17 protein-coding genes are annotated in these 21,041 nt (G+C 71.1%); 6 read left to right on the top strand and 11 right to left on the bottom strand.

Annotated elements, in window-relative coordinates; all coding sequences use genetic code 11:
• Positions 1-779: 779 nt before the first annotated feature.
• Positions 780-2,711 carry an adenylate/guanylate cyclase domain-containing protein gene (locus DEW08_RS17945; RefSeq protein ID WP_109329373.1) on the top strand — a complete coding sequence of 644 codons (1,932 nt, stop codon included), beginning with the start codon at positions 780-782 and terminating at the stop codon, positions 2,709-2,711.
• 39 nt (positions 2,712-2,750) lie between these two features.
• Here the strand turns inward: DEW08_RS17945 and DEW08_RS17940 are convergent, their stop codons facing one another.
• The 5 genes from DEW08_RS17940 to DEW08_RS17920 form a co-directional block, all read right to left on the bottom strand.
• On the bottom strand, positions 2,751-3,656 hold the full coding sequence (locus DEW08_RS17940; protein ID WP_109329371.1) for an RNA polymerase factor sigma-32: 906 nt from the start codon (positions 3,654-3,656) through the stop codon (positions 2,751-2,753).
• Between the two features lie 299 nt (positions 3,657-3,955).
• On the bottom strand, positions 3,956-4,798 hold the full coding sequence (locus tag DEW08_RS17935) for a hypothetical protein (RefSeq protein WP_109329369.1): 843 nt from the start codon (positions 4,796-4,798) through the stop codon (positions 3,956-3,958).
• A gap of 144 nt (positions 4,799-4,942) precedes the next feature.
• Positions 4,943-5,443, bottom strand: coding sequence for a CarD family transcriptional regulator (locus DEW08_RS17930; protein ID WP_109329367.1), 501 nt, complete (start codon positions 5,441-5,443; stop codon positions 4,943-4,945).
• A 340-nt stretch (positions 5,444-5,783) separates the two neighbouring features.
• Positions 5,784-6,116, bottom strand: a complete 333-nt coding sequence (gene fdxA, locus DEW08_RS17925; protein WP_109329365.1) for a ferredoxin FdxA — start codon at positions 6,114-6,116, stop codon at positions 5,784-5,786.
• Positions 6,117-6,234: 118 nt separating this feature from the next.
• Positions 6,235-7,155 carry a LysR family transcriptional regulator gene (locus DEW08_RS17920; protein WP_109329363.1) on the bottom strand — a complete coding sequence of 307 codons (921 nt, stop codon included), beginning with the start codon at positions 7,153-7,155 and terminating at the stop codon, positions 6,235-6,237.
• A 106-nt stretch (positions 7,156-7,261) separates the two neighbouring features.
• Between DEW08_RS17920 and DEW08_RS17915 the strand changes: the two genes are divergently transcribed.
• Together DEW08_RS17915 and DEW08_RS17910 are read left to right on the top strand one after the other, a co-directional pair.
• The gene (locus DEW08_RS17915; protein WP_109329967.1) at positions 7,262-8,485 is read left to right on the top strand and encodes a YbfB/YjiJ family MFS transporter; all 1,224 of its coding nucleotides are present in this window, start codon (positions 7,262-7,264) and stop codon (positions 8,483-8,485) included.
• A 167-nt stretch (positions 8,486-8,652) separates the two neighbouring features.
• Positions 8,653-9,084 carry a CBS domain-containing protein gene (locus DEW08_RS17910; RefSeq protein WP_245986399.1) on the top strand — a complete coding sequence of 144 codons (432 nt, stop codon included), beginning with the start codon at positions 8,653-8,655 and terminating at the stop codon, positions 9,082-9,084.
• 93 nt (positions 9,085-9,177) lie between these two features.
• Here the strand turns inward: DEW08_RS17910 and DEW08_RS17905 are convergent, their stop codons facing one another.
• The 3 genes from DEW08_RS17905 to DEW08_RS17895 form a co-directional block, all read right to left on the bottom strand.
• A complete protein-coding gene (locus DEW08_RS17905) occupies positions 9,178-9,921 on the bottom strand; it encodes a TerC family protein (RefSeq protein WP_109329361.1) in 744 nt (247 codons plus the stop codon).
• Positions 9,922-10,026: 105 nt separating this feature from the next.
• Complete coding sequence (locus DEW08_RS17900) at positions 10,027-10,443, bottom strand: RNA-binding S4 domain-containing protein (RefSeq protein WP_109329359.1); 417 nt, start codon at positions 10,441-10,443, stop codon at positions 10,027-10,029.
• A gap of 12 nt (positions 10,444-10,455) precedes the next feature.
• Entirely contained in the window at positions 10,456-12,933 is a 2,478-nt protein-coding gene (locus tag DEW08_RS17895) for a helicase-related protein (RefSeq protein ID WP_109329357.1), read from the bottom strand.
• A 179-nt stretch (positions 12,934-13,112) separates the two neighbouring features.
• On the opposite strand from DEW08_RS17895, the gene DEW08_RS17890 reads away from it, so the two are divergent.
• Positions 13,113-14,873, top strand: a complete 1,761-nt coding sequence (locus DEW08_RS17890; protein WP_109329355.1) for a hypothetical protein — start codon at positions 13,113-13,115, stop codon at positions 14,871-14,873.
• 207 nt (positions 14,874-15,080) lie between these two features.
• A complete protein-coding gene (gene htpG / locus DEW08_RS17885) occupies positions 15,081-16,970 on the top strand; it encodes a molecular chaperone HtpG (RefSeq protein ID WP_109329353.1) in 1,890 nt (629 codons plus the stop codon).
• Between the two features lie 28 nt (positions 16,971-16,998).
• On the opposite strand, the gene DEW08_RS17880 is transcribed toward htpG, so the two are convergent.
• The 3 genes from DEW08_RS17880 to DEW08_RS17870 form a co-directional block, all read right to left on the bottom strand.
• Positions 16,999-18,228, bottom strand: a complete 1,230-nt coding sequence (locus DEW08_RS17880; protein WP_109329351.1) for a class I SAM-dependent methyltransferase — start codon at positions 18,226-18,228, stop codon at positions 16,999-17,001.
• Positions 18,229-18,305: 77 nt separating this feature from the next.
• Positions 18,306-19,181, bottom strand: a complete 876-nt coding sequence (locus DEW08_RS17875) for an AraC family transcriptional regulator (protein ID WP_109329349.1) — start codon at positions 19,179-19,181, stop codon at positions 18,306-18,308.
• A 22-nt stretch (positions 19,182-19,203) separates the two neighbouring features.
• Complete coding sequence (locus tag DEW08_RS17870; protein ID WP_109329347.1) at positions 19,204-20,397, bottom strand: asparaginase; 1,194 nt, start codon at positions 20,395-20,397, stop codon at positions 19,204-19,206.
• Between the two features lie 74 nt (positions 20,398-20,471).
• On the opposite strand from DEW08_RS17870, the gene DEW08_RS17865 reads away from it, so the two are divergent.
• Positions 20,472-21,038: an RNA methyltransferase gene (locus DEW08_RS17865; RefSeq protein WP_109329345.1), complete on the top strand. Its 567-nt coding sequence runs from the start codon at positions 20,472-20,474 to the stop codon at positions 21,036-21,038.
• Positions 21,039-21,041 lie beyond the last annotated feature (3 nt).

The raw sequence follows: 21,041 nt of genomic DNA, 5'->3' as shown, positions 1-21,041 counted from the left end.
CTCGCGCGGGCCCGGCCGCCCGGCGGCCGGCGGCCGGTCGATCCCTACCTCGCGGCGGTCGACGGGCTGATCTGGGGCGACAGCCCGGAGAACGGCTTCGTCCGTGGCCGCAGCTTCGCCCATCCGGGGCTCGGCATCGCCTTTTCGGTTCCGGAAGGATACTCGCTGCTGAACGGGGCGGAGCAGGTGATCGCCAAGGGGCGGACCGGTGCGGCGGTGGTCTTCGACGGCGGCTCGGCCCCCGGCACGCGCGATCCGGTCGCCTACCTCACCGGCGTCTGGGCGAAGGGGGCGCAGCTCCAGGGCGTGCAGGGCCTGACCATCGGCGGCTTCCCGGCGGCCACCGCGGTGACCCAGGGCAAGACCGAGGAGGGGGCGGCGGACATCAGGCTGGTGGCCATCCAGTTCGCTCCCGATACGATCTATCGCTTCACCTTCCTCAGCCCGGCCGGCGAGTTGCAACGGTTCGACAGCGACTTCCGGCAAACCGCCAACAGCTTTCACCGCCTGACCCGGCAGGAGGCGGCCGGGCTGCAGCCCAAGCGCATCCGCGTCGTGGCGGCGCAGCCCGGCGACGGGGTGGAGGGCTTCGTCCGCCGCATGCCGCAGGACCGCTACGCCGAAGAATTGTTCCGGATCATCAACGACATTCCGCCGGGGACGCCGCTGCCGGCGGGGCGGCGCGTCAAGGTGATCGAGGGGGCTGACCCCCGGATTCGACAGGCTGGCGAGCCTCCCGGCGATTGCCCGGACATCTCCGGACGGGTAGCTTGTGCGCCATGCCCGACAGAGCCCAGGCCATCCCATCTTCCGGCGCGGACACCGCCGACGCCCGCAGCGGGCGCGGCCGGCGCCTGCGCATGCCCATCGCGGCGGTGCTGGTCGCCGGATTCGGCTCGCTCATGCTGGCGGCGGTGGCGAGCGTGCTGATCCTCGGGCTGGTCAGCGCCAGCACCAACACCTTCACCCTGCTGAACGACCGGGCCGATCTGGCGCTGGCCGGGGTGGAGGTGCGGGTGCGCCACCAGCTCGACCCTGCGCGCGACATGGCCCGCTTCGTCGCCGGGCTGATCGAGCGCGGCGACCTCGACCCGGCCGATACGGCCACCCTGTCGGCCACGCTGCGCGGCGCGCTGGCCGCCGCGCCGGACGTGACGGGACTGGCCTTCGTCCGTCCCGACCTGACCGGGGCGCGGGCCGGCCGGCTGGGGGGCGGGCTGGTCGCCGGCCCCTTCGACGGCCGGGGCGAGACGGACCTGCCGCCCGAGCTGCTGTCGGGGGCCGACCGCGCCACCGCGCAGTGGGCCGCCCCGCGCTGGATGAAGGAGGGCGGCACCAGCTACCTGTCGGTCTACCAGCCGGTGCGGCGCGACGGGCGCTATCTGGGGCAGGTGGTGGTCGGGGTGTCGCTGGGCGACCTCTCCCGCTTCCTCGCCACCTTCTATGTCGAGCAGGGGGTGAACGCCTTCGTGCTCTACGACCGCGACCATGTGCTGGCCCACCCGTCGCTCGCCGGCCGCTCGCTCGACCTGTCGGCCAAGGCGGACGGGCCGCCGCTGCCGCGCATCGACCAGGTGGACGACCCGGCGCTGGCCGCCCTCTGGCAGTCCGGCGTGCCGGTGAAGGCGCTGAGGAAGCGGGTGGAGGGCCGCTCGGTCTCGGTGGCGGGCGACGACTATCTGTTCCTGATGCGCAGCATGACCGGCTATGGCCAGCAGGACTGGATCATCGGCATCGGCATGCGCGGCAACGAGATGGGCACCGAGATCCAGCGCCTCTACACCACCGGGATGGTCGGGCTGGGGATCCTGCTGATGTCGGTCGCGGTCGCCCTGTTCGTCGGGCGGCGGATCAGCCGGCAGGTGGCCCGGCTGGCCGACGTGGCCGACCGGGTGCGCGCCTTCGAGTTCCGCGCCATCCCCGACCTGCCGGATTCGCGCCTGCGCGAGCTGGCCCGCGCCGCCACCGCCTTCAACGCCATGGTGGCCGGCCTGCGCTGGTTCGAGACCTATGTGCCGAAGGCGCTGGTCCTGCAGCTGATGCACCGGCACGGCGCCGGCACCGCCTTCGGCACGGAGGAGCGGGAGGTGACGGTGATGTTCACCGACATCCGCGGCTTCTCCCGCATGGCGGAGCATCTGGGGGCGGCCGATACCGCCAAGCTGCTGAACGAGCATTTCACCCTGCTCGCCGCCTGCATCGAGGCGGAGGGCGGGACGGTGGACAAGTTCATCGGCGACTCGCTGATGGCCTTCTGGGGAGCGCCGGACGAGCAGAAGGACCATGCCGCCCGGGCGCTGCGCGCCGCCCACGCCATCCACTGCGCGGTGCGCGAGGACAACCGCAGGCGCCGCGGGGCCGGCGGCCAGCCGATCCGGGTGCGGGTCGGCCTGCATTCCGGGCCGGTGGTGGTCGGCAACATCGGCTCGGAAAGCCGGATCAACTACACGATCGTCGGCGACACGGTGAACGTCGCCGCCCGCATCGAGGAGCTGTCCTCGTCCCTGCAGCAGGATGGCGAGGACGTGATCGTCCTGGCGAGCGGGGTGACCGCGGCGCGCAGCGACGGGACGGTGCCGCTGGTGCGCCAGGGCGGCCGGACGCTGCGGGGCCGTACCGGCACCATGGAGGTCTGGCGCGTGGTGGTGCCGGAGGAGGCCGGTGAGAGCGGCGAGGCGGAGCGGGTCACCAAGGTCGGCGGCGACGACTGACGCCGCCGCCGTCCTGGCTCAAGCCCCGCCCCGCCGGCCTCATGCGTCGGCCAGCAGGTCCTCGAAGCCTTCCACGCGCTTCAGCATCGACTGGCGCAGCTTCATCAGGGCGCGATGCTCAAGCTGGCGCACCCGCTCCTTGCTGACGCCGAGCTCGCGGCCCAGCTCCTCCAGCGTGGCGCCTTCCTCGCGCAGCCGGCGCTCCCGGATGATGGTCCGTTCGCGCGGGCTGAGCTCGCCCAGCGCCTCCGCCAGCCACTGCGAGCGGGTGTTGGCGTCGCGCATGACGATGACGACGTCCTCCGGCGAGGGGCGGTGGTCGGCCAGGAAGTCCTGCCAGTCGTCGTCGGAGCCGTCGGCGACCGGGGAGTTCAGCGACTGGTCCACGCCGGACAGCCGCATCTCCATCGCCTCGACCTCGGTGACGTCGACCTGCAGCTCGGTCGCGATCCACTCCCGCCCTTCGCGGGTCAGGCCGCTGCCGCTGCCGGTCGTGCCGCCCTCGGCCATGCGGTCGATCTTGGCGCGCAGGCGGCGCAGGTTGAAGAACAGCGATTTCTGCGCGGCGGTCGTGCCGGTGCGCACGATCGACCAGTTGCGCAGGATGTAGTCCTGCATGGCCGAGCGGATCCACCAGGCCGCGTAGGTCGAGAAGCGCACCTCGCGGTCGGGCTCGAAGCGGCTGGCCGCCTGCATCAGCCCGACATTGCCCTCCTGCACCAGATCGCCCATGGGCAGGCCGTAGTTGCGGAAGCGGGCGGCGGTGGCGATGACGAGGCGGGTGTAGGCCCGGACCAGCTCGTGCAGGGCCCGCTCGTTGCCGTCCTCGCGCCATTTTCGCGCAAGATCGAACTCGTGGTCGCGCGACAGCAGAGGTTCGCGCATGGACGCCTTGATGAAGCTCAGGTTGGCGCGCTGAGTCTCGGGATCGTCGATATAGGCCATCCGTCCCTTCCTTCCCGTTAGGGCGGCCCCTCCAGGGCTTGAAGTGCCTGGGCTGCCCTGCCTGGGCGGCTGTTTGTCCCCTGTCCGGCTCCCGTTCCCCGGGTCCGCTTCGTCAGCTCTCCGCCCGGCCGGTGAAACCGGTCCGGGAGCGGAAGGACAGAGTGGACAACAGCCGTCGTCGTGCCCTGTTGCGGTGTGATACGCACAGGGACGGCGATCGGATCACGCCTCGTCCGCGGTATTTGGTGGAACAATACGAAAGTCGGATGGCCGGCGGGCGAACCGGCCTTTCGTCAGGGTCAGGCCTGGAACATCTCCAGGATCTCGCCGCCGGTGTCGAAGCAGCCGCAGACCAGCGTCCCGCCGAAGCCGCAGCCGCCGTCCAGCGTCACGGCGAGATCGCCCGCGGCGACCCCCTGGTGGGCCGGGTCGTAGCCGCGCACCAGCCGGCGGAAGCCGCCATAATGGTGGTCCAGCCGCGTGAAGCCGGCCCCGCCCCACCAGAAGGCGTCGCCCTGATGCGTGAGCGGCCGGGCCGGGTCGATGCCGGCGCTGACGAACAGAAGCCCCTGCGGCGCGGCCGGGTCGCCGGAGGCGGTCACGCCGGTGTAGGCGGCGCGGCGCAGGCTGTTGAACAGCGCCTCATGCCCGGGGCGGCTCTGCATCGCCTGGCGCAGCCCCTGCGTCCAGCGGCCGAGCGACACGGTGCCGCCGCGGGCCGCCGCCATGCCGGCCTCCGCCGAGCCGCCATAGGCGGCCAGCGTCGTCGCGACACCCTGGCGCAGCATCCAGTCCAGCACCTGCCGGGGATCGGGCGCGAACTGGAGCTGCATCAGCTTCTGCCACATCTCCTCCTGCCCGCCGCGCAGATAGACGAGGTCGCTCGCCACCATGCCGGGCCGTGCGAGCAGGGCGCTGCGGAAGGCGATGAGCCGGTCGAGCGTCTCGATCACCCACTCGCCGCGTCCGATCATGTTGCCGAGATAGATCAGCCGGTCGCCGGGCCGGAACCGCTCCGCCACCGCATGGTGGATGGCGTCCAGCCGGTCGGGGTCGGCATGGACGGCGCCGATCGCCCAGATCCGCCGGGGCCGGCCGAGATCGATGAATCTCTGCGGTTCAGAGGGATTCGGTTCAACCATGCGCACCAAAAACAACACTCCGGCCGAGGGGTCCCGGGCCGGAGTGTATGCGCCGCGCGGAGCGGAATGAAAGGCGAAATATGACGCCCTTCGGATGGATGGCCCGCTCCGCGACGCTCGCCGCGCGAAGGGCCGGGCGGAGGCTCAGGCGGCCTTCTTCAGGACCAGCTCCAGCCGCTCGGTGGCCTTCATCTCGTCGATCTTCTCGACCGCGGCCAGCTCGCGGGCCAGGCGCTCCAGCGCCGCCTGGTAGATCTGGCGCTCGCTGTAGGACTGGTCGGACTGGTCGGCGCCGCGATAGAGGTCGCGCACCACCTCGGCGATGGAGACGGGGTCGCCGGAGTTGATCTTGGCTTCGTATTCCTGGGCGCGGCGGCTCCACATGGTGCGGCGCACGCGCGAGCGGCCCTGCAGGGTCTCCAGCGCGGCCTTGATGCGGTCCTTGGTGGAGAGCCGGCGCAGACCCGCGTTGCGGGCCTTGGTGACCGGAACCTTGAGCGTCATGCGCTCTTTTTCGAACGAGATCGCGTAGAGCTGGATGTCTTGGCCGGCGATGCTGTGGGTCTCGATGCCATCGACCCGACCGACACCGTGAGCGGGATAGACGACGAAGTCGCCGGCCTCGAAGTCAAGCTTGTTCGACATGTGGGTTGGCTCTCACTTATCGCGACCGCGCCATTTTGCCGCCCCGGTGGAACGGAGCGAAAAAGGACCCTGCAGACTGTTGTCGCGCCGTGGGGGTGGGATCCTCCACGACGATCAAGACAGTCACGAGTCCTTTGTTCTGAGGGATCACCGGCAATGGCGCGAAGGCCGGCTCCGGGCGCGCATTATAGCGATGTTACGGCCCGGTTACAAAGACTACGCACGGGCGGCCGGACGGAATCTCGCTCCGCCCGGCCATAGCCGACCCGTCCATTTTGCATAGCAGCAATTTTAGCGAACCTGCCCGAACGGCCGCGACTCCGGACCCGGGCGGGTCCGATCACTTGCCGGGATTGGGGGAGAAGTACTTGTCGTACTTGCCGTCCACGCCCTTCCACTGGTCGGCGTCGGGCATCGCGTCCTTCTTGCGGGTGATGTTCGGCCAGGAGCCCGAATATTCCCGGTTCAGCTCCAGCCACTTGGCGGCGCGGTCGTCGGTGTCGGGGACGATCGCCTCGGCCGGGCATTCCGGTTCGCACACGCCGCAGTCGATGCACTCGTCGGGGTGGATCACCAGCATGTTCTCGCCCTCGTAGAAGCAATCCACGGGGCACACCTCGACGCAGTCGGTGTACTTGCACTTGATGCAGTCGTCGGTGACGACGTAAGGCATGATCTGTTCTCCGCTGTTCCCGCCGGTTCCGGCGACGTCCGCGGCTGCGGTGCCCGGGGTGCCTCCCCGGGCCTGCGGGCGGATGCCTGACCGAAGCGATGGCCAACCCGGCGCCTGCCTAGCACGCCGCCTTGGACAGGTTCAACCCCGTCCATCTCGGGGGCGGCTGCCGGGCCAGCGCCAGCGGGCTCGCCAGCGCCACGGCGTCGAGGAAAGCACGCAGGCTAACGGTCTCCACTGCGTCGGTCCGTCGCACGAAGCTGGTGGGCATGCGGGCGAGGTCCGGGGCGATCCGCCGCGCCGTCAGCATGGTGCTCCAGGGCGCCCGCTCCACCACCGCCCGCGGCAGGATGGTGACGCCCATCCCGGCGGCGACGCAGCCGAGGATGGCGTCGAGCGAGCCGAACTCCATCACCCGGTAGGGCACGCGCCCGGCCTCGCGCATCGCCGTCTCCGCCCGCATGCGGTAGGCGCAGGCCCGGCCGAAGCCGATCAGGGTGGACCGCCCGCTCTCCGACGACAGGCCGGACGCCGGCTCGATCAGCACCAGCTCCTCCTCGAAGGCGAGGCGGACGAACAGGTCGGGATGTTCCACCGCGCCGCCGACGAAGGCGCCGTCGAGCCGCCCGGCCAGCACCTCGCCCAGCAAATGCTCGGTCGGGCCGGGGACGATGGTCAGCTCGACGCCGGGATGGTCGGCGTGGAAGCCGGCGAGGATCGGCGGCAGCCGCACCGCGGCGGTCGTCTCCATGGTGCCGATGGCGAGCCGGCCGCCGCGCCCCGCCGCGTCCGCCACCGCGTCGCGCGCCTGGGCGACCATCCGCAGCACCCGGTCGGCATAGTCGGCCAGCACCCGCCCCGCCGGGGTCGGCGCCATGCCGCGGCTCATGCGGTGGAACAGCTCGACTCCCAGATCCTGCTCCAGCCGCTTGACCCGCGCCGTCACGTTGGACTGGACGCAGTTCAGAACCTCCGCCGCCCGGCTGACGCTGCCGGTGTCGGCCACCGCCTTGATCGCCCGCAATCCCGCCAGATCCATGGAAGGGCTCCCATCACTTTCAGTGGAGCATAGCATCGGAACATTTCATTGGAAATGAGGGCGGCGGCGCGCGAGGATGTTCGTTGAAGAAACAATGGAGGTCCCGATGATCCGGGTCCTGATCGGCGGCATCGTCGCGCTGGCCATCGCCATGGGGGTGGCGCGCTTCGCCTTCACCCCGATCCTGCCGGCGATGCAGGCCGCTACCGGGCTGGGGCCGGAGGGGGCGGGGCTGCTCGCCTCGCTCAACTACCTGGGCTATCTGGCCGGCGCTGTCGGTGCCGGGCTGGTGCCGCACGGCCGCATCCGCACCGCGGTCTTCCGCGCCAGCCTGCTCCTCAGCGTCGGCACCACCGCGGCGATGGGGCTGGTGGCCGGCCCGGCGGACGAGAGCATGGCGGCCTGGAGCGTCCTGCGCGTCCTGTCCGGCCTCAGCAGCGCCGGCATCTTCATCCTGGGCATCGCCATCGTGCTGGACGCGCTGGCCCGCATGGGGCGGGAGACGAAGGCCGGCTGGCTCTACACCGGGGTGGGAATCGGCATCGCCTCCTCCGGGCTGTTCGTCGCGCTCACCGGCAGCCGGCTGGGCTGGGCCGGCGACTGGCTGGCGCTGGGGCTGATCTGCGCCGTGGCGAGCCTGTCCTCCTGGGCCTGGGTCGCCGACCGTCCGGAGCGTCGCGGACCCGTGGGGCCGGCGGCGGCTTCGGCCGGTGCGGATCGCGGAAGGCGGCCGGGCGGGATGCCGGCACCGCTGGTCCTGCTGGCGGTGGCCTATTTCCTGGAGGGCGGCGGCTACATCGTGTCGGGCACCTTCCTCGTCTCCATCCTCAAGACGATGCCGGAGACGGCGGCGCTGGGCGAGGTGGCCTGGATCCTGGTGGGCATCGCCGCCGCCGGGTCGGGGCTTCTGTGGGCGGCGGTCGGGCGGCGCGTCGGCCCCTGGCGCGGGCTGATCCTGGCCCACCTCGCGCAGGCGGTGGGGATTCTGCTGCCGGTGACCGGCTCCCCGGCGGCGGCCGTGCTGTCGGCCATCCTGTTCGGCGGCACCTTCGTCGGCATCGTCTCGCTGGCCTTCGGGCTCGGCCGGCACTTGTCGGCGGGCGCCTCCACCCGGGTGATCGGGGCGCTGACCGCGGTGTATGGCGTCGGGCAGATCCTGGGGCCGCTGGCCGCCGGCCTGATGGTGGCGCGGACCGGCAGCTACGACGCCGTGCTGATCGGCGCCGCGGCGGTGGTCGGGGCGGGGGCGCTGCTGCTGGCGCTGGGCGCGCGGCTGGCGGCGGAGCGCGGCGCGGCGGTTGCCGGCCTGTCGCCGGCCAGCCCGTCGTGACCCGCCGCATTCATAAGTAATCGAACGGACTAAGTGGAATTCCGGACAATAGGCGGCAGCGACAAAACGTCCCTGCCTCTGCTGCTCCCGGTCTCTTTCAGCATTACGAGCGGTTCGCTACAGTCCCCCGCATGGTCGCTGCACGACCTTGGTTCGCAATCGGGGAAATGATGAAGCGCAAGCTGGTTCCGGACATCGTGAAGTCGCAGGAACTCATCCTGGTGCCGGAGGATACCGCCGTCTCCACGGTCTCCAAGCTGATGGCCGAGAAGAACATCGGCGCGGTGCTGGTGGTGAACCACGGCAACCTCGTCGGCATCGTCACGGAACGCGACCTGAACAACAAGGTGCTGTCCAAGGACATCGACCCCGCCTCGATCGAGGTGGCGCAGGTGATGACCCGCAACCCCGACACGCTGCCGCCGGACGCCGACGCGAGCGAGGCGCTGGCGCTGATGCAGTCCAAGCATTACCGCCACCTGCCGATCACCCAGGGCAAGCGCGCGGTCGGCATCGTCTCGATCCGCGACCTGTTCAAGGTGGCCTACGAGCACCTGATGGAGGAGGTGGAGTTCCGCGACCGCATGATGCGGGTGTGAGGCGGGGTCCGGACCGGGACCGTCAGTGACGAAAGCCCTTCCCCCGCCATGGGGGAAGGGCTTTTCCGTGAGCGCCGGCGGTTTTTGCGGACGTCAGTGCCCCGCCGCCCCGGCGGCCTCGCGGAGCCGCTTGCGGCGGCTGGCGGCCAGCAGGTTGAGGGCCTCGACCAGCGTCGAGAAGGCGATGGCGAAGTACAGGTAGCCCTTGGGGATGTGGAAGCCCATGCCGTCGGCGACCAGAGCCACGCCGACCAGCAGCAGGAAGGACAGGGCCAGCATCTTCACCGTCGCGTGACGGTTGACGAAGTCGCCGACCGGGCCGGAGGCGAACAGCATCACCGCCATGGCGATGACCACCGCCGCGATCATCACCGGCAGATGGTCGGACATGCCGACCGCGGTGATGACGCTGTCCAGCGAGAAGACGATGTCGAGGAACATGATCTGGATGACGACGGAGGTGAAGGACGCCACCTTCGGCGCGGCGCCGTCCTCCTCGTGCCCCTCCACCGTGTGGTGGATCTCCAGCGTCCCCTTGGCCAGCAGGAACAGGCCGCCGCCGATCAGGATCAGGTCGCGTCCCGACACCGCCCATCCCAGGATGGTGACCAGCGGTTGCGTCAACTGCGCCACCCAGGCGATGGAGGCCAGCAGGGCCAGCCGGGTCAGCAGCGCCAGAGCCAGGCCGACGCGGCGGGCCGTGTGCTGCTGGTGCGCCGGCAGCTTGGACGCCATGATCGAGATGAAGATGATGTTGTCGATGCCAAGCACGATCTCCAACGCGGTCAGCGTCAGCAGGCTGGCCCAGACTTGCGGGTCCGACAGGAGGTCAAGCATCGGGAAAGGAGCTCCGGCGACAGAAAAGCGGGTAAGGCCGCCCAGATATGGTCGCGGCCGGCCATATGCAATGGTGCGGTCCCGGCTTTCCCGGCCCTGTTGCCGTTATTCCTCACCCTGCAGCCGGTCGAGCTCCCGCCGCTCGCGCTTGGTCGGCCGGCCGGCGCCCGGCGGGCGGTAGGGATCGCCGATCGCCTCCTCCTTCACCGGGGGCGACAGATCCTCGTAGAGCGCCTGGGCCTCCGGCGCCGGGCCGCGGCGCGTGCCGAGCGCCCGCACCTTGATGACCCGGATGTGGCGGCCCTGCGCGAAGGTCAGCACGTCGCCCGGCTTCACGGCGGCGCTGGCCTTGGTCGCCACCGTGCCGGAAATGCGCAGGCCGCCGCCGTTGCACAGCCTGGCGGCGAGGCTGCGCGTCTTGAAGAAGCGCGCGAACCACAGCCACTTGTCGGCCCGCAGCCGGCCGGAGGCCGCCTCGGCCGCGGACAGCCCCTCGTCAAGGTCGTCGTCGGGTTCGGTCATCGTCGGTCTTCGTCACCCCATCCCGGACAGTTGACGCAACTTGGCGAAGGGATGGTCGGCGTTGGCCGGCGTCTCCCGCCGCGGCCGGGACTGCGGCCCGCGGCGGCGGCGCCAGGTGACGGCCCCGTCCTGCGCCACCGACCGGCTGTAGCCCATGCCCTTCAGCACGCCGCCCAGCTCGTCCGGCGACACGCCGATCATCTGGCCGAGCGCCGGTTCGGTCAGCGGCGCGCCGTCCTTGGCGTGCTTCAGCATCTCCGTCTCCAGCCGGTCGAGCATGTCGACCCGCACGGCGCGCCCGCCGGCCAGCGGATAGCCGATGGCCTCCCAGAAGGCCGGCGGCGGGCCGCCCTCCCTCTCCGGCGCCGCCTCGACGGAAACCCGGCCGGGCGGCGGCACCGGGACCGGCAGGGGCTGCCCCGCCCTGACCGCCCACAGCAGGCCGCGCATCGCCACCGCCGCGGGCTTGGCGAGCGCCGTCAGGTAGAGGTGCGACACGCCGAGCCGGACGCCCAGCTTCGCCAGCGCCTTGCGGTCCTCGCGCTCCAGCCCCTCCACCAGCCCGGCGACCGGAGCGCGGGGCAGGACGCCCATCCCCTCGACGAGCTGGAAGGCGAGGCCGCGGGCGGCCCCGGTCAGCGTCTCCGCCTTCGACAGCGCGATCAGCGGCCTCAGCCGGGCAGCGATATGATCCTTCAGCCAGCGGTCCAGCCGCGCCCGCACCCGGTCGCGCTGGCCCTGGTCCAGCAGCCCCTCGTCGAAGGGGACGACCAGCGGGGTCAGGACGGACGGGCCGGCGGCGAGCCGCGCCACCGCGATGCCGTTGGCGGTGAACTGCCCGTCCGGCGTCAGGGCGAAGGCCTCGTCCGGCTCCTGCTCGAAGCTGCGCAGCCGCGAGGCCAGCTCGTCGCGCAGGGCGCGGCGCGCCGCGGTCAGCAGGGCGCGCGCCTCGTCGGAGCGGTCGGGCGCGTCGGGGACGAAGCGGAAGCCCTCCAGGCGGCCGACCGGATGGCCTTCCACCACCACCTCGCCGTCCGCCCGCACGCCGCCGATCAGGTCGCGCCCGTCCTTCAGCGTGCGCACCAGCGTCGCGGAGCGGCGGTCGATGAAGCGTTGCGTCAACCGCTCGTGCAGGGCGTCGGACAGCTTGTCCTCCACCGCGCGGGTGCGCTCCTGCCAGTGCAGCGGGTCCTTCAGCCAGGCCGGCCGGTTGGAGATGTAGGTCCAGGTGCGGATATGGGCGATGCGCGCCACCAGCGCGTCGATGTCGCCCTCCGTGCGGTCGAGCCGGGTGATCTGCTTGGCCACCCAGTCCTCGTCCAGCCGGCCGACGCCGCTGCGCAGGGACCGGAAGACCTGCCCCAGCAGCCGGGTGTGGGCGTCCGACAGCACCTTGCGGAAGTCGGGGATCTGGCAGACCTCCCACAGCAGCCTCACCGCGTCGCGCCCCTTGGCGAGATCCATGATGTCGGGGTCGCGGACCAGCGCCTGCAGCGCCAGATGGTCGTCGGCGTCGCGCGCCCGCATCAGCTCCGGCAGGGGCGAGCGCTCCTCCAGCGACTTCAGCAGGAAGCCCGGCGTGTCGAAGCGCAGCGCGCTGTTGCGCCAGGAGATCGTCTTGATCGTCTCGAACTCGTGGTTCTCGACCCGGTTGACGACGTCGGCGTCGATCTCCTGCACCTCGTCGGTGATGCCGAAGGTGCCGTCGCGCATGTGGCGGCCGGCGCGGCCGGCGATCTGCGCCACCTCGGGAGCCCGCAGCCGGCGGGGGGCGAAGCCGTCGAACTTGACCATGCGGGCGAAGGCGACATGGTCGACGTCCATGTTCAGCCCCATGCCGATGGCGTCGGTCGCCACCAGATAGTCCACCTCGCCCGCCTGGTAGAGCCCGACCTGGGCATTGCGCGTGCGCGGGGACAGCGCCCCCAGCACCACCGCCGTGCCGCCGCGCTGGCGGCGCAGCATCTCGGCGATGGCGTAGACGTCGGTGGCGGAGAAGGCGACGACGGCGGAGCGCGGCGGCAGGCGCGTCAGCTTCTTGTAGCCGGCATAGGTGAGCTGGGAGAAGCGCGGGCGGCTGATGAACTCGACCCGCGGCACCAGCCGGCGGATCAGCGGCTGCAGCGTGTCGGAGCCCAGCACCATCGTCTCCACGAGGCCGCGGGCATGCAGCAGCCGGTCGGTGAAGATGTGGCCGCGCTCCGGATCGGCGCAGAGCTGGATCTCGTCCACCGCCAGGAAATCGACCGGCCGGTCGAGCGGCATCGATTCGACGGTGCAGACCCAGTAGGAGGGGTTGGGGGGAAGGATCTTCTCCTCCCCCGTCACCAGGGCGACGGCGTTGCGGCCCTTGATGGAGACGATGCGGTCGTAGTTCTCGCGCGCCAGCAGGCGCAGCGGAAAGCCGATCATCCCCGTGCGGTGGCCGAGCATCCGCTCGATGGCGAGGTAGGTCTTGCCGGTGTTGGTCGGGCCGAGCACCGCGACCACGCGGCCCTCGGCGCCGGGCCCACGGACCGAAGGGGGATGCGGGGACGTCATGCCGTTAAGCATTGGGCGCGCACGGGCGCAATGCAAGCGTCGGCTTAACCATCCTGCGCACTTCTGTGTGGTAGACCCTCTTCGAGTATCAAGCTTAACTGCCGTATCTGATTTTGGAGTTCCGTCATATGCGCCGCTTTCCTGCCCGCACGCTTGCCGCCGGCCTGATCGCCAGCGCGGCCGTCTGGTCCGTCTCCCATGCCCAGACGGCACCGGCCGAAGCCCCTGCCGCGCAAGCGCCGGCCGCCCAGGCGCCCGCCACCCCCGCTCCGGCCACCCCGGCACCCGCCGCTGCGCCGGCCGCTCCTGCAACCGCGCCCGCTGCCGCCCTGGCTCCGGCTCCGGCCGTCGACGACAAGGGTGCGAAGACGCTGGCCACCGCGCTGAAGGCCGGGCTGAACCGCTGGTTCCCCGCGCCGTCGGACGAGGCGGAAGGGGTTACCTTCGAATGGCAGGGCGAGCCGACGGTGAAGCCGTCGGGCGACCACTACGACGTCGCCATGCCCGGCCTGTCCATCGAGGATGCCGAGGGCACGCGGTTCGAGTTCGGCGCCGTGCTGATGTCGCTGACCCCGCAGGCCGGCGGCACCTGGGACGTCACGGCGACGCTGCCCAGCCGCATCGCCGTGCTGGAGGTGGACGACGAGGGCGAGGACTACAAGGAGGTGGCGACCGTCGCCATCGGCCGCCAGCAGTTCAAGGCCGTGTGGTCGGAGGCGCTGGACACCATCCTGACCATGGATGCCGCGCTCGGCGACCTCTCCATCTCCTCGCCGGACGGCAAGGGCAGGATCACCGTCGGGTCGGTCACCGCGATGCAGGACCTGAAGCTCGACGGGGCGACGACCTGGAGCGGCCCGTCCGCCTTCTCCATCGGCAACGTCACCGTGATCGACGACCACAAGCGCGAGGTGCTGAAGCTCGGCGGCATCGCGGTCGACGCCTCCTATGTCCGCGCCGATCTCGGCAAGATCGCCGAACTGCAGCTCGTCTCGCAGCGCGCCACCGCGTCGGGCACGCCGCCCACCGTGGCCGAGATCCTGCCCAAGCTGCAGGGCGTGCTGGGCGGCACGACCATGAAGATGCGGCTGACCGGCCTGTCGGTCGACGACGTGTCGGACGGCACCAAGGTCAATGTCGGCCATCTCGCCTTCCAGTCGGGGATCGAGGGGCTGGACCAGGGCTTCTCCACCGTCTCCTTCGGGCTGGAGGCGCGCGATTTCGGCATCACCCCGTCGCCGGCCCCCTCCAGCTTCGTGCCGAGCGCGGTGGAGCTGGGCGTTTCCGTCGCCAAGCTGCCGAACGCCGCCCTGTGGAAGAGCTTCTCCGACTTCGTGACTGCCGTGGAGGCCGAGGAGAAGGCCAAGGAGGCCAAGGAGGCGAAACCGGCCAAGTCCACCAAGGCGAAGAAGATCGAACCGGCGGCCCCCGCCCCGGCGCCGGCCGACATCGCCATGGCCGCGGTCATGGGCGCGCTGACCGAGGCGGGCAGCGAGCTGCGGGTCGACCGGCTGTCCTTCACCGCGCCGGCCCTGTCCGGCACCGCCAACGGCGCCGTGCACATGGCGTCGCAGGCCGCCACCGGTGCGGTGGGCGGCGCCACCATCCTGCTGCGTGGGCTCGACACCGCGGTCAAGGCCCTGCAGCCGGCCAAGGGCAAGAAGCCCGACCAGGAGACCCAGGACCTGCTGGGCGCGCTCTCCATGGTCCAGGCGCTCGGCCAGCTCGGCAAGGACGACAGCGGTGCCGAGGTGCGCAGCTACAAGATCGACCTGACCGAACAGGGCCAGATCCTGCTGAACGGCGCCGACATGGCCCCGCTGCTGGCCGGCGCCGGCGGCGAACCGGCTCCGCAGGAGCAGCCGAAGAAGGGCAGCAACAAGAAGTAGGCGGAGCGATTCCGCACCGCCGTTGCGCTCCGTACCGCGACCCCGCGCCGCATTCCCCGCGGCGCGGGGTTTCTTTTTCCCGCGCCGGTTGGAAAACGCCGCCGCGGCGGTGCCGTCCCTCTTGAACCGGCCCCTCGCGTCTCCTATCTCCGCGGTTCGGGAAACCGTCTTCAACCTTCGTCTTCCGTCAACATCAGGGTGCCATCCATGACCGAGGAACGGCTCAGCTTCCAAGCCGAGGTCAGCCGCCTGCTCGATATCGTCGCCCACTCGCTCTACAGCGAGAAGGAAGTCTTCCTGCGCGAGCTGGTCTCCAACGCCTCCGACGCCTGCGACCGGCTGCGCTATGCGGCCCTGACCCAGCCGGAGCTGTCGGCCGACGATCCCAACCTGAAGGTCCGGCTGCTGGCCGACAAGGAGGCGCGGACCCTGACGGTGGCCGACAACGGCATCGGCATGAACCGGGAGGACCTGGTCGAGAATCTCGGCACCATCGCGCGCTCGGGCACCGCCGCCTTCATGCGGTCGCTGAAGGAGGCCGAGACGGGCGGCGACGGCAGGAAGGAGGTCAGCCTGATCGGCCAGTTCGGCGTCGGCTTCTATTCCGCCTTCATGGTGGCGGACCGGGTGACGGTGCTGACCCGCAAGGCCGGCGAGAGCCAGGGCTGGCGCTGGGAGTCCGACGGCAAGGGCGAGTTCACCGTGTCGGAGGCCGCCGACCTGCCGCGCGGCACGAGGATCGTCCTGCATCTGCGCGAGGGCGACGACGAGTATCTGGAGGAGTACCGGCTGGGCGCCATCGTCCGCAAATACTCCGACCACATCGCCATCCCGATCCTGTTCGGCGAGGGGGACGACGCCAAGGCGCTGAACAGCGCGTCGGCGCTGTGGACCCGTTCCAAGTCCGAGATCACGGCCGAGCAGTACAAGGAGTTCTACCACCATGTCGGCCACGCCTTCGACGAGCCCTGGCTGACCCTGCACTGGCGGGCGGAAGGGGCGCTGGAATACACGAACCTGCTGTTCGTGCCCTCGACCAAGCCCTTCGACCTGTTCGACCCCAAGCGCGCCCACCGGGTGAAGCTGTACGTCAAGCGCGTGTTCATCACCGACGCGGCCGAGGGGCTGATCCCGCCCTACCTGCGCTTCCTGCGCGGCGTGGTGGACAGCGAGGATCTGCCGCTGAACATCAGCCGCGAGATGCTGCAGCACAACCCGATGCTGGCCAAGATCCGCGCCGGCATCACGCGCCGCGTCCTGTCGGAGCTGAACAAGAAGGCCAAGGACACGGAGAACGCCGCCGAGTACCAGGCCTTCTGGGAGAATTTCGGCGCCGTGCTGAAGGAAGGCCTCTACGAGGACTATGAGCACCGCGACGAGCTGCTGAAGCTGCTGCGTTTCCGCACCACCGCCGGCGACGGGCTGGTCTCGCTGGAGGAGTATGTCGGCCGGATGAAGGAGGGGCAGGAGGCCATCTTCACCATCTCCGGCGACGACGTCGACAGCCTGCTGCGCAGCCCGCAGCTCGAAGGCTTCAAGGCCAAGGGCGTGGAGGTGCTGCTGCTGACCGATCCGGTGGACGAGTTCTGGGTGCCGTCGGTCGGCCAGTACCAGGGCAAGCCCTTCAAGTCGGTGACCCGCGGCGGCGCCGACCTCGGCAAGATCCAGGGCGGCGAGGAGAAGCCGGAGGAAAAGGAGGCCGCCAAGGGCGAGCTGTCCGACCTGCTGGCCCTGCTGAAGCTGACCCTGCAGGACGCCGTGAAGGACGTCCGCCCGTCCGAGCGGCTGACCGACAGCGCCGTCTGCCTCGTCGCCGACGAGAACGACATGGACATGCACCTGGAGCGCCTGCTGAAGCAGCACCGCCAGCTCGGCGCCGACGCTCCGGCGGCCAAGCGCATCCTGGAGGTCAACCCCACCCATCCGCTGATCCGGCGCCTCGCCGACCGCGCCAAGGCGGACGGGGCGGCGGTGACGCTGGAGGATGCGGCGTGGCTGCTGCTCGACCAGGCCCGCATCGTCGAGGGCGAGGCGCTGCCCGACCCCGCCGCCTTCGCCCGCCGCCTGGCGAGCGCCATGGAGAAGGGGCTGGCGTAAGCGAGCCGCCGGCATCTGCGGCGGGGGATCACCTCCGCCGCAGATGCATCATCCCGACTCCGGTCAGCAGGCGCGCCATCTGCTGGAACTGGCTCATCACCTGATCCGGCCCGGCGGACACGCCGGCCGCCTGCATGTCGGCCGCGATCTCCGCCACCGTGCGGCGGCCGTCGCAGCGGGCGAGGATCGGCCCGGCGAGGCGGGGCAGGGGAAGCGGGACGACCACCCCCGTCAGCTCCGCCTCCAGCGTGCCGCCGGCCGGAAGTTGCCGGGCGACGGCCGGCCCGTCCAGGCCGCGCAGCACGGGGATCACCTGCGGGTCGTCCGGTCGGCAGACCGCCCGCTCCGCGTCCCCGGGGCGGACGAAATAGGCGATGTGCTTGGTCATGGCGCCGCTGACCTGCTCGGCCCAGGCGGCGCGCTCCAGCCAGGACAGCCCCTCCAGCCGCTTCAGCGTGCGCGGATCCTTCACCCAGGTGCCCGGCTCGTAGCGGGCCGGCTCGACGAGGGCGGCGACGGCGAGGCCGGCCTGTTCACCGAGTGCGGCCAGCTCCGTCACCGTGAAGGGGCGGTCGCAGCTGTGCAGCAGCAGGTCGTAGAGGTTGGCGTCGGCCTGCCGGTGGTCGGTGATGTAGGGGTTGTTCAGCAGCCAGTTGCCCGGCGGCAGGGCCTGGATCAGCCGGCGGGCGACCGCCACCTTCTCCTGCGGCGGCAGCCCTTCGGTCATGCTGCGCAGCGCCGCCTGCAGCGGATAGACGCCGGTGCGGCCCAGCGGCGCATAGACCATCAGCCCGATGCCGCCCCCCGGCGCCAGCGCGCCGGCCAGCGAGCGCAGGCCGGCCGCCGGGTCGTCCAGATGGTGGATCACGCCGCAGCAGTCGATGTAGTCGAAGGGCCCCATCCCCTCCAGCTCCAGCAGGGAGCCGCGGTGGAAGCGGACGTTGGTCAGGCCGCGCGCCCCGGCCCGCGCCTCGGCGATGGCGCGCGAGGCGTCGGAGAGGTCAAGATAGGTGACATGGCCGGGATTGCCGGCGTCGGCCATCTGCTGGGCGATCATGATCGTCCCGTCGCCGGTGCCGCCGCCGGCCACCAGGACCCGGAGCGGCCGGCCATGGTCGAGCCGGCCGCCGAAGACGTAGTGGTTGACCTCGTCCAGATGGCTGGGCGAGCCGGTGATCAGGCGCTTCGCCTCGTCGGCCGGGTCGCGCGCCGGATAGGGATAGGCTTCGTACTGGGCGCGCAGGTCGTCGATGCTCATGGACGGGCTGTTCCGGCTGGAGGCGGGTGGGGCGCGACCATAGCATCCCCTCCGCCCCCTGGGCAGCCCGTCAGGCGTCAGGTCAGCGGAACCCGGATCTCGGTCAGCCACTCCTCGGGCGGCAGGCCGCGCGGGTCGTTGAGGTATTCCTCGATGCAGGGGGCGTCGGCGGGCGTCTCGCCGCTCTCGGGCAGCCACTCGCCGTAGAGCCGCTGGTAGGCCTTTTCCAGTTCGGCGTAGGGGCCCTTGTGCAGCATGACGGCATAGCGGCCGCCGCGGATGTCGAGGCTGCGGACACCGTCCGTCTCCTCCACCGGCCGGTCGAGCAGCAGCCCGGCGAAGGAGCGCAGCTTCTCCGGCGCCACGGCGGACGGATCGTCGAGATAGGCGGCGAAGCTGCGCACGCCCGGCCCCATCAGCCCGCGCCCGGCGGCCCAGGCGGACAGCCGGTCGAAGGCGGTGCCGATGGCCATGTAGGGGCCGATGTGGTCGAAGCCGGTGATGCGGACCGGCGGCAGCTCGCGGATGGTGACGTCGTGCATGGTTCCCTCCTGATGTCTCGGATGTGCCGGAGGAAGGGCCAGCCAGCCGCGCTGCCGGTAGGCCGCCGGCGTGATGCCGTAGGCCTGGGCGAAGGCGCGGGTGAAGGCGGCGACGCTGCCGTAGCCGGCCTGCCGGGCGATGAGCGCCGTCTCCCTCTTCCCCTGCACCAGATGGCCGGCCGCGCGGTGCAGCCGCAGGCGGCGCAGGGTCTCCGCCGCCGTCTCGCCGGTCATCGACCGGTAGATGCGGTGGAAATGATAGGGGGAGAAACAGGCGACCTCCGCCAGGCGGTCGAGGTCGAGCGGGTCGTCCAGATGGGCGCCGATATGGGCGATCACCCGGTCGATCCGCCGGCCGTAGTCCAGCAGCGTGCCGGGCTTGGTCCCAGGCTTGGTCCCGGCCCTGGTCATGACTCCTCCTTGCCCCGCCACCCTATCCGGACGGCCCTTGATCGCGCTTGCGGAGTTCAGGCGGTCCCGGGAAAGCCGGCCGCGGTCCGCACCGCCCCGACCTCCGCCCGGCGCGGCTGGCGATAGGCTGCGACAGCAGCGCCGCGGCCTTCGCCCATTGCGCGTCGCCCAGCACGTTGGTGGAGCGGATCAGGGCGGCCATGGCGACCTCGCGGGCGCGCGGGGCGCCGTCGTCGATCTTCAGCGCGATACCGATGCCCTGCTCGGGCAGCACGGCGCACCCCACCCCCTCGGCCCCGCCCTTGACCAGGACCAGCCCGCCGGCCGCCTCCATCATCAGCGTGTCGAAGCTGCCCTTGCCGGCGATCAGGTAAGGATGCGCGGCCCAGGCCCCGGCGATGCGGGTGACGGCCTGCGCCCGCTGGTCCGGCAGGTCCTGCGGGTCGGCGATGCGGGCCATGGCGTAGGCCAGTGCGCCGAGCGGGATGCCGATGGTCGGGATGGAGCAGCCGTCGACGCCCCAGGGCGCCTGCGACAGATCCTGGCCGGTCATCTGCTCCATCACCCCCAGGATGCGCTGTTGCACCGGGTGGTCGTAGCGGACATAGCCCGTCGTCCGCTCCTTGCGGTGGACCGCGGTGGTCAGGAATCCGGCATGCTTGCCGGAGCAGTTGTTGTGGAAGGCGGTCGGCGCCTCGCCCCGGCGGACGAGATCGGCGGCGGTGTCCGGATCGAAGGGGATCTGCGCGCCGCATTCATAAGCGTCGACCGTCAGCCCGATGCGCGCGATCCAGGCCCTGGCGAGATCGGTGTGGCGGGCCTCGCCGTTGTGGGAGGAGCAGGCGAGAGCCAGTTCCTCCTCGCCCAGGCCGAAGGCGTCGAAGGCGCCCGTCTCGATCAGCGGGATCGCCTGGATCGCCTTGATGGCCGAGCGGGGATAGACCGGCGCATCGATGTCGCCCCATCTGGCGAGGATATGTCCGCCGGCGTCGACGATGCAGGCGCGGCCGCGGTGGACCGACTCCACCATGGAGCCGCGCGTCACCTCGACCAGGATCGGCGCCTCGGCCGGGCCGGAGAGGTCGGCGCGCCCCTCCAGGGGGGAGGCGCCGTGATGGTCATGATCGTGACCGTGGGCATGGGCATGGGCATGGCCGCCGCAGCAGCCGGCGCCGTGCGCATGACCGTGGTCGGGGGGAGGGGGCTGGCTCGTCATGGGCGAAGCTTGCCTCCGCCGGCCGGCCAAGGCAAGGTGCCGCAACCTTCGATCCAGCAGAACGACCCGGACCCATGCGCGGCTATTTCGCCATCGGGGTGGAGCGGATCAGCAAGCCCGGCAATGTCGGCAACCTGATGCGCACCGCCCACGCCTTCGGCGCCTCCTTCTTCTTCGCCATCGACCCGGAGCCCGACCTGCGGGAAGCGCGGCTCGTCGACACCTCCGGCGCGACGGAGCATCTGCCCTTCTATGTCTACGACCGGGTGGCCGACCTGGCGCTGCCCAAGGACTGCCGGCTGGTCGGGGTGGAACTGACGGAGGACGCGGTGCCGCTGCCCAGCTTCCGCCACCCGACCCGCGCCGCCTATGTGCTGGGGCCGGAGCGCGCCAGCCTGTCGCCGGCGATCCTGGAGCGCTGCGACTTCACCATCAAGATCCCCATGAGCTTCTGCGTGAATGTCGGGGTGGCGGGCGCCATCGTGATGTACGACCGGATGATCAGCCTCGGCCGCTTCGCCGAGCGTCCGGTCCGCGCCGGCGGCCCGACCGAGGACCTGAAGCCCCACCGGCACGGCGCCCAGCGCATGCGCAGCGCCGACCGCGACCGCCGCATCCGCGGCGAGCAGGTGGAGGAGTGAGGG

The sequence above is a fragment of the Azospirillum thermophilum genome (genome assembly GCF_003130795.1).
Lineage (GTDB): Bacteria > Pseudomonadota > Alphaproteobacteria > Azospirillales > Azospirillaceae > Azospirillum > Azospirillum thermophilum.
Note: the sequence above shows the minus strand (reverse complement) of the source record. Positions and strands in the feature narration are given on the sequence as shown.

Bases quoted from the DNA above. Each gene is read 5' to 3' on its own strand.
- DEW08_RS17880 (WP_109329351.1), bottom strand. From the start codon at position 18,228: ATGAGCATCGACGACCTGCGCGCCCAGTACGAAGCCTATCCCTATCCG.
- DEW08_RS17865 (WP_109329345.1), top strand. From the start codon at position 20,472: ATGCGCGGCTATTTCGCCATCGGGGTGGAGCGGATCAGCAAGCCCGGC.
- DEW08_RS17920 (WP_109329363.1), bottom strand. From the start codon at position 7,155: ATGGATCTGGCGGGATTGCGGGCGATCAAGGCGGTGGCCGACACCGGC.
- DEW08_RS17940 (WP_109329371.1), bottom strand. From the start codon at position 3,656: ATGGCCTATATCGACGATCCCGAGACTCAGCGCGCCAACCTGAGCTTC.
- htpG (WP_109329353.1), top strand. From the start codon at position 15,081: ATGACCGAGGAACGGCTCAGCTTCCAAGCCGAGGTCAGCCGCCTGCTC.
- fdxA (WP_109329365.1), bottom strand. From the start codon at position 6,116: ATGCCTTACGTCGTCACCGACGACTGCATCAAGTGCAAGTACACCGAC.
- DEW08_RS17915 (WP_109329967.1), top strand. From the start codon at position 7,262: ATGATCCGGGTCCTGATCGGCGGCATCGTCGCGCTGGCCATCGCCATG.
- DEW08_RS17900 (WP_109329359.1), bottom strand. From the start codon at position 10,443: ATGACCGAACCCGACGACGACCTTGACGAGGGGCTGTCCGCGGCCGAG.
- DEW08_RS17910 (WP_245986399.1), top strand. From the start codon at position 8,653: ATGATGAAGCGCAAGCTGGTTCCGGACATCGTGAAGTCGCAGGAACTC.
- DEW08_RS17930 (WP_109329367.1), bottom strand. From the start codon at position 5,443: ATGTCGAACAAGCTTGACTTCGAGGCCGGCGACTTCGTCGTCTATCCC.
- DEW08_RS17870 (WP_109329347.1), bottom strand. From the start codon at position 20,397: ATGACGAGCCAGCCCCCTCCCCCCGACCACGGTCATGCGCACGGCGCC.
- DEW08_RS17875 (WP_109329349.1), bottom strand. From the start codon at position 19,181: ATGACCAGGGCCGGGACCAAGCCTGGGACCAAGCCCGGCACGCTGCTG.
- DEW08_RS17905 (WP_109329361.1), bottom strand. From the start codon at position 9,921: ATGCTTGACCTCCTGTCGGACCCGCAAGTCTGGGCCAGCCTGCTGACG.
- DEW08_RS17890 (WP_109329355.1), top strand. From the start codon at position 13,113: ATGCGCCGCTTTCCTGCCCGCACGCTTGCCGCCGGCCTGATCGCCAGC.
- DEW08_RS17935 (WP_109329369.1), bottom strand. From the start codon at position 4,798: ATGGTTGAACCGAATCCCTCTGAACCGCAGAGATTCATCGATCTCGGC.
- DEW08_RS17945 (WP_109329373.1), top strand. From the start codon at position 780: ATGCCCGACAGAGCCCAGGCCATCCCATCTTCCGGCGCGGACACCGCC.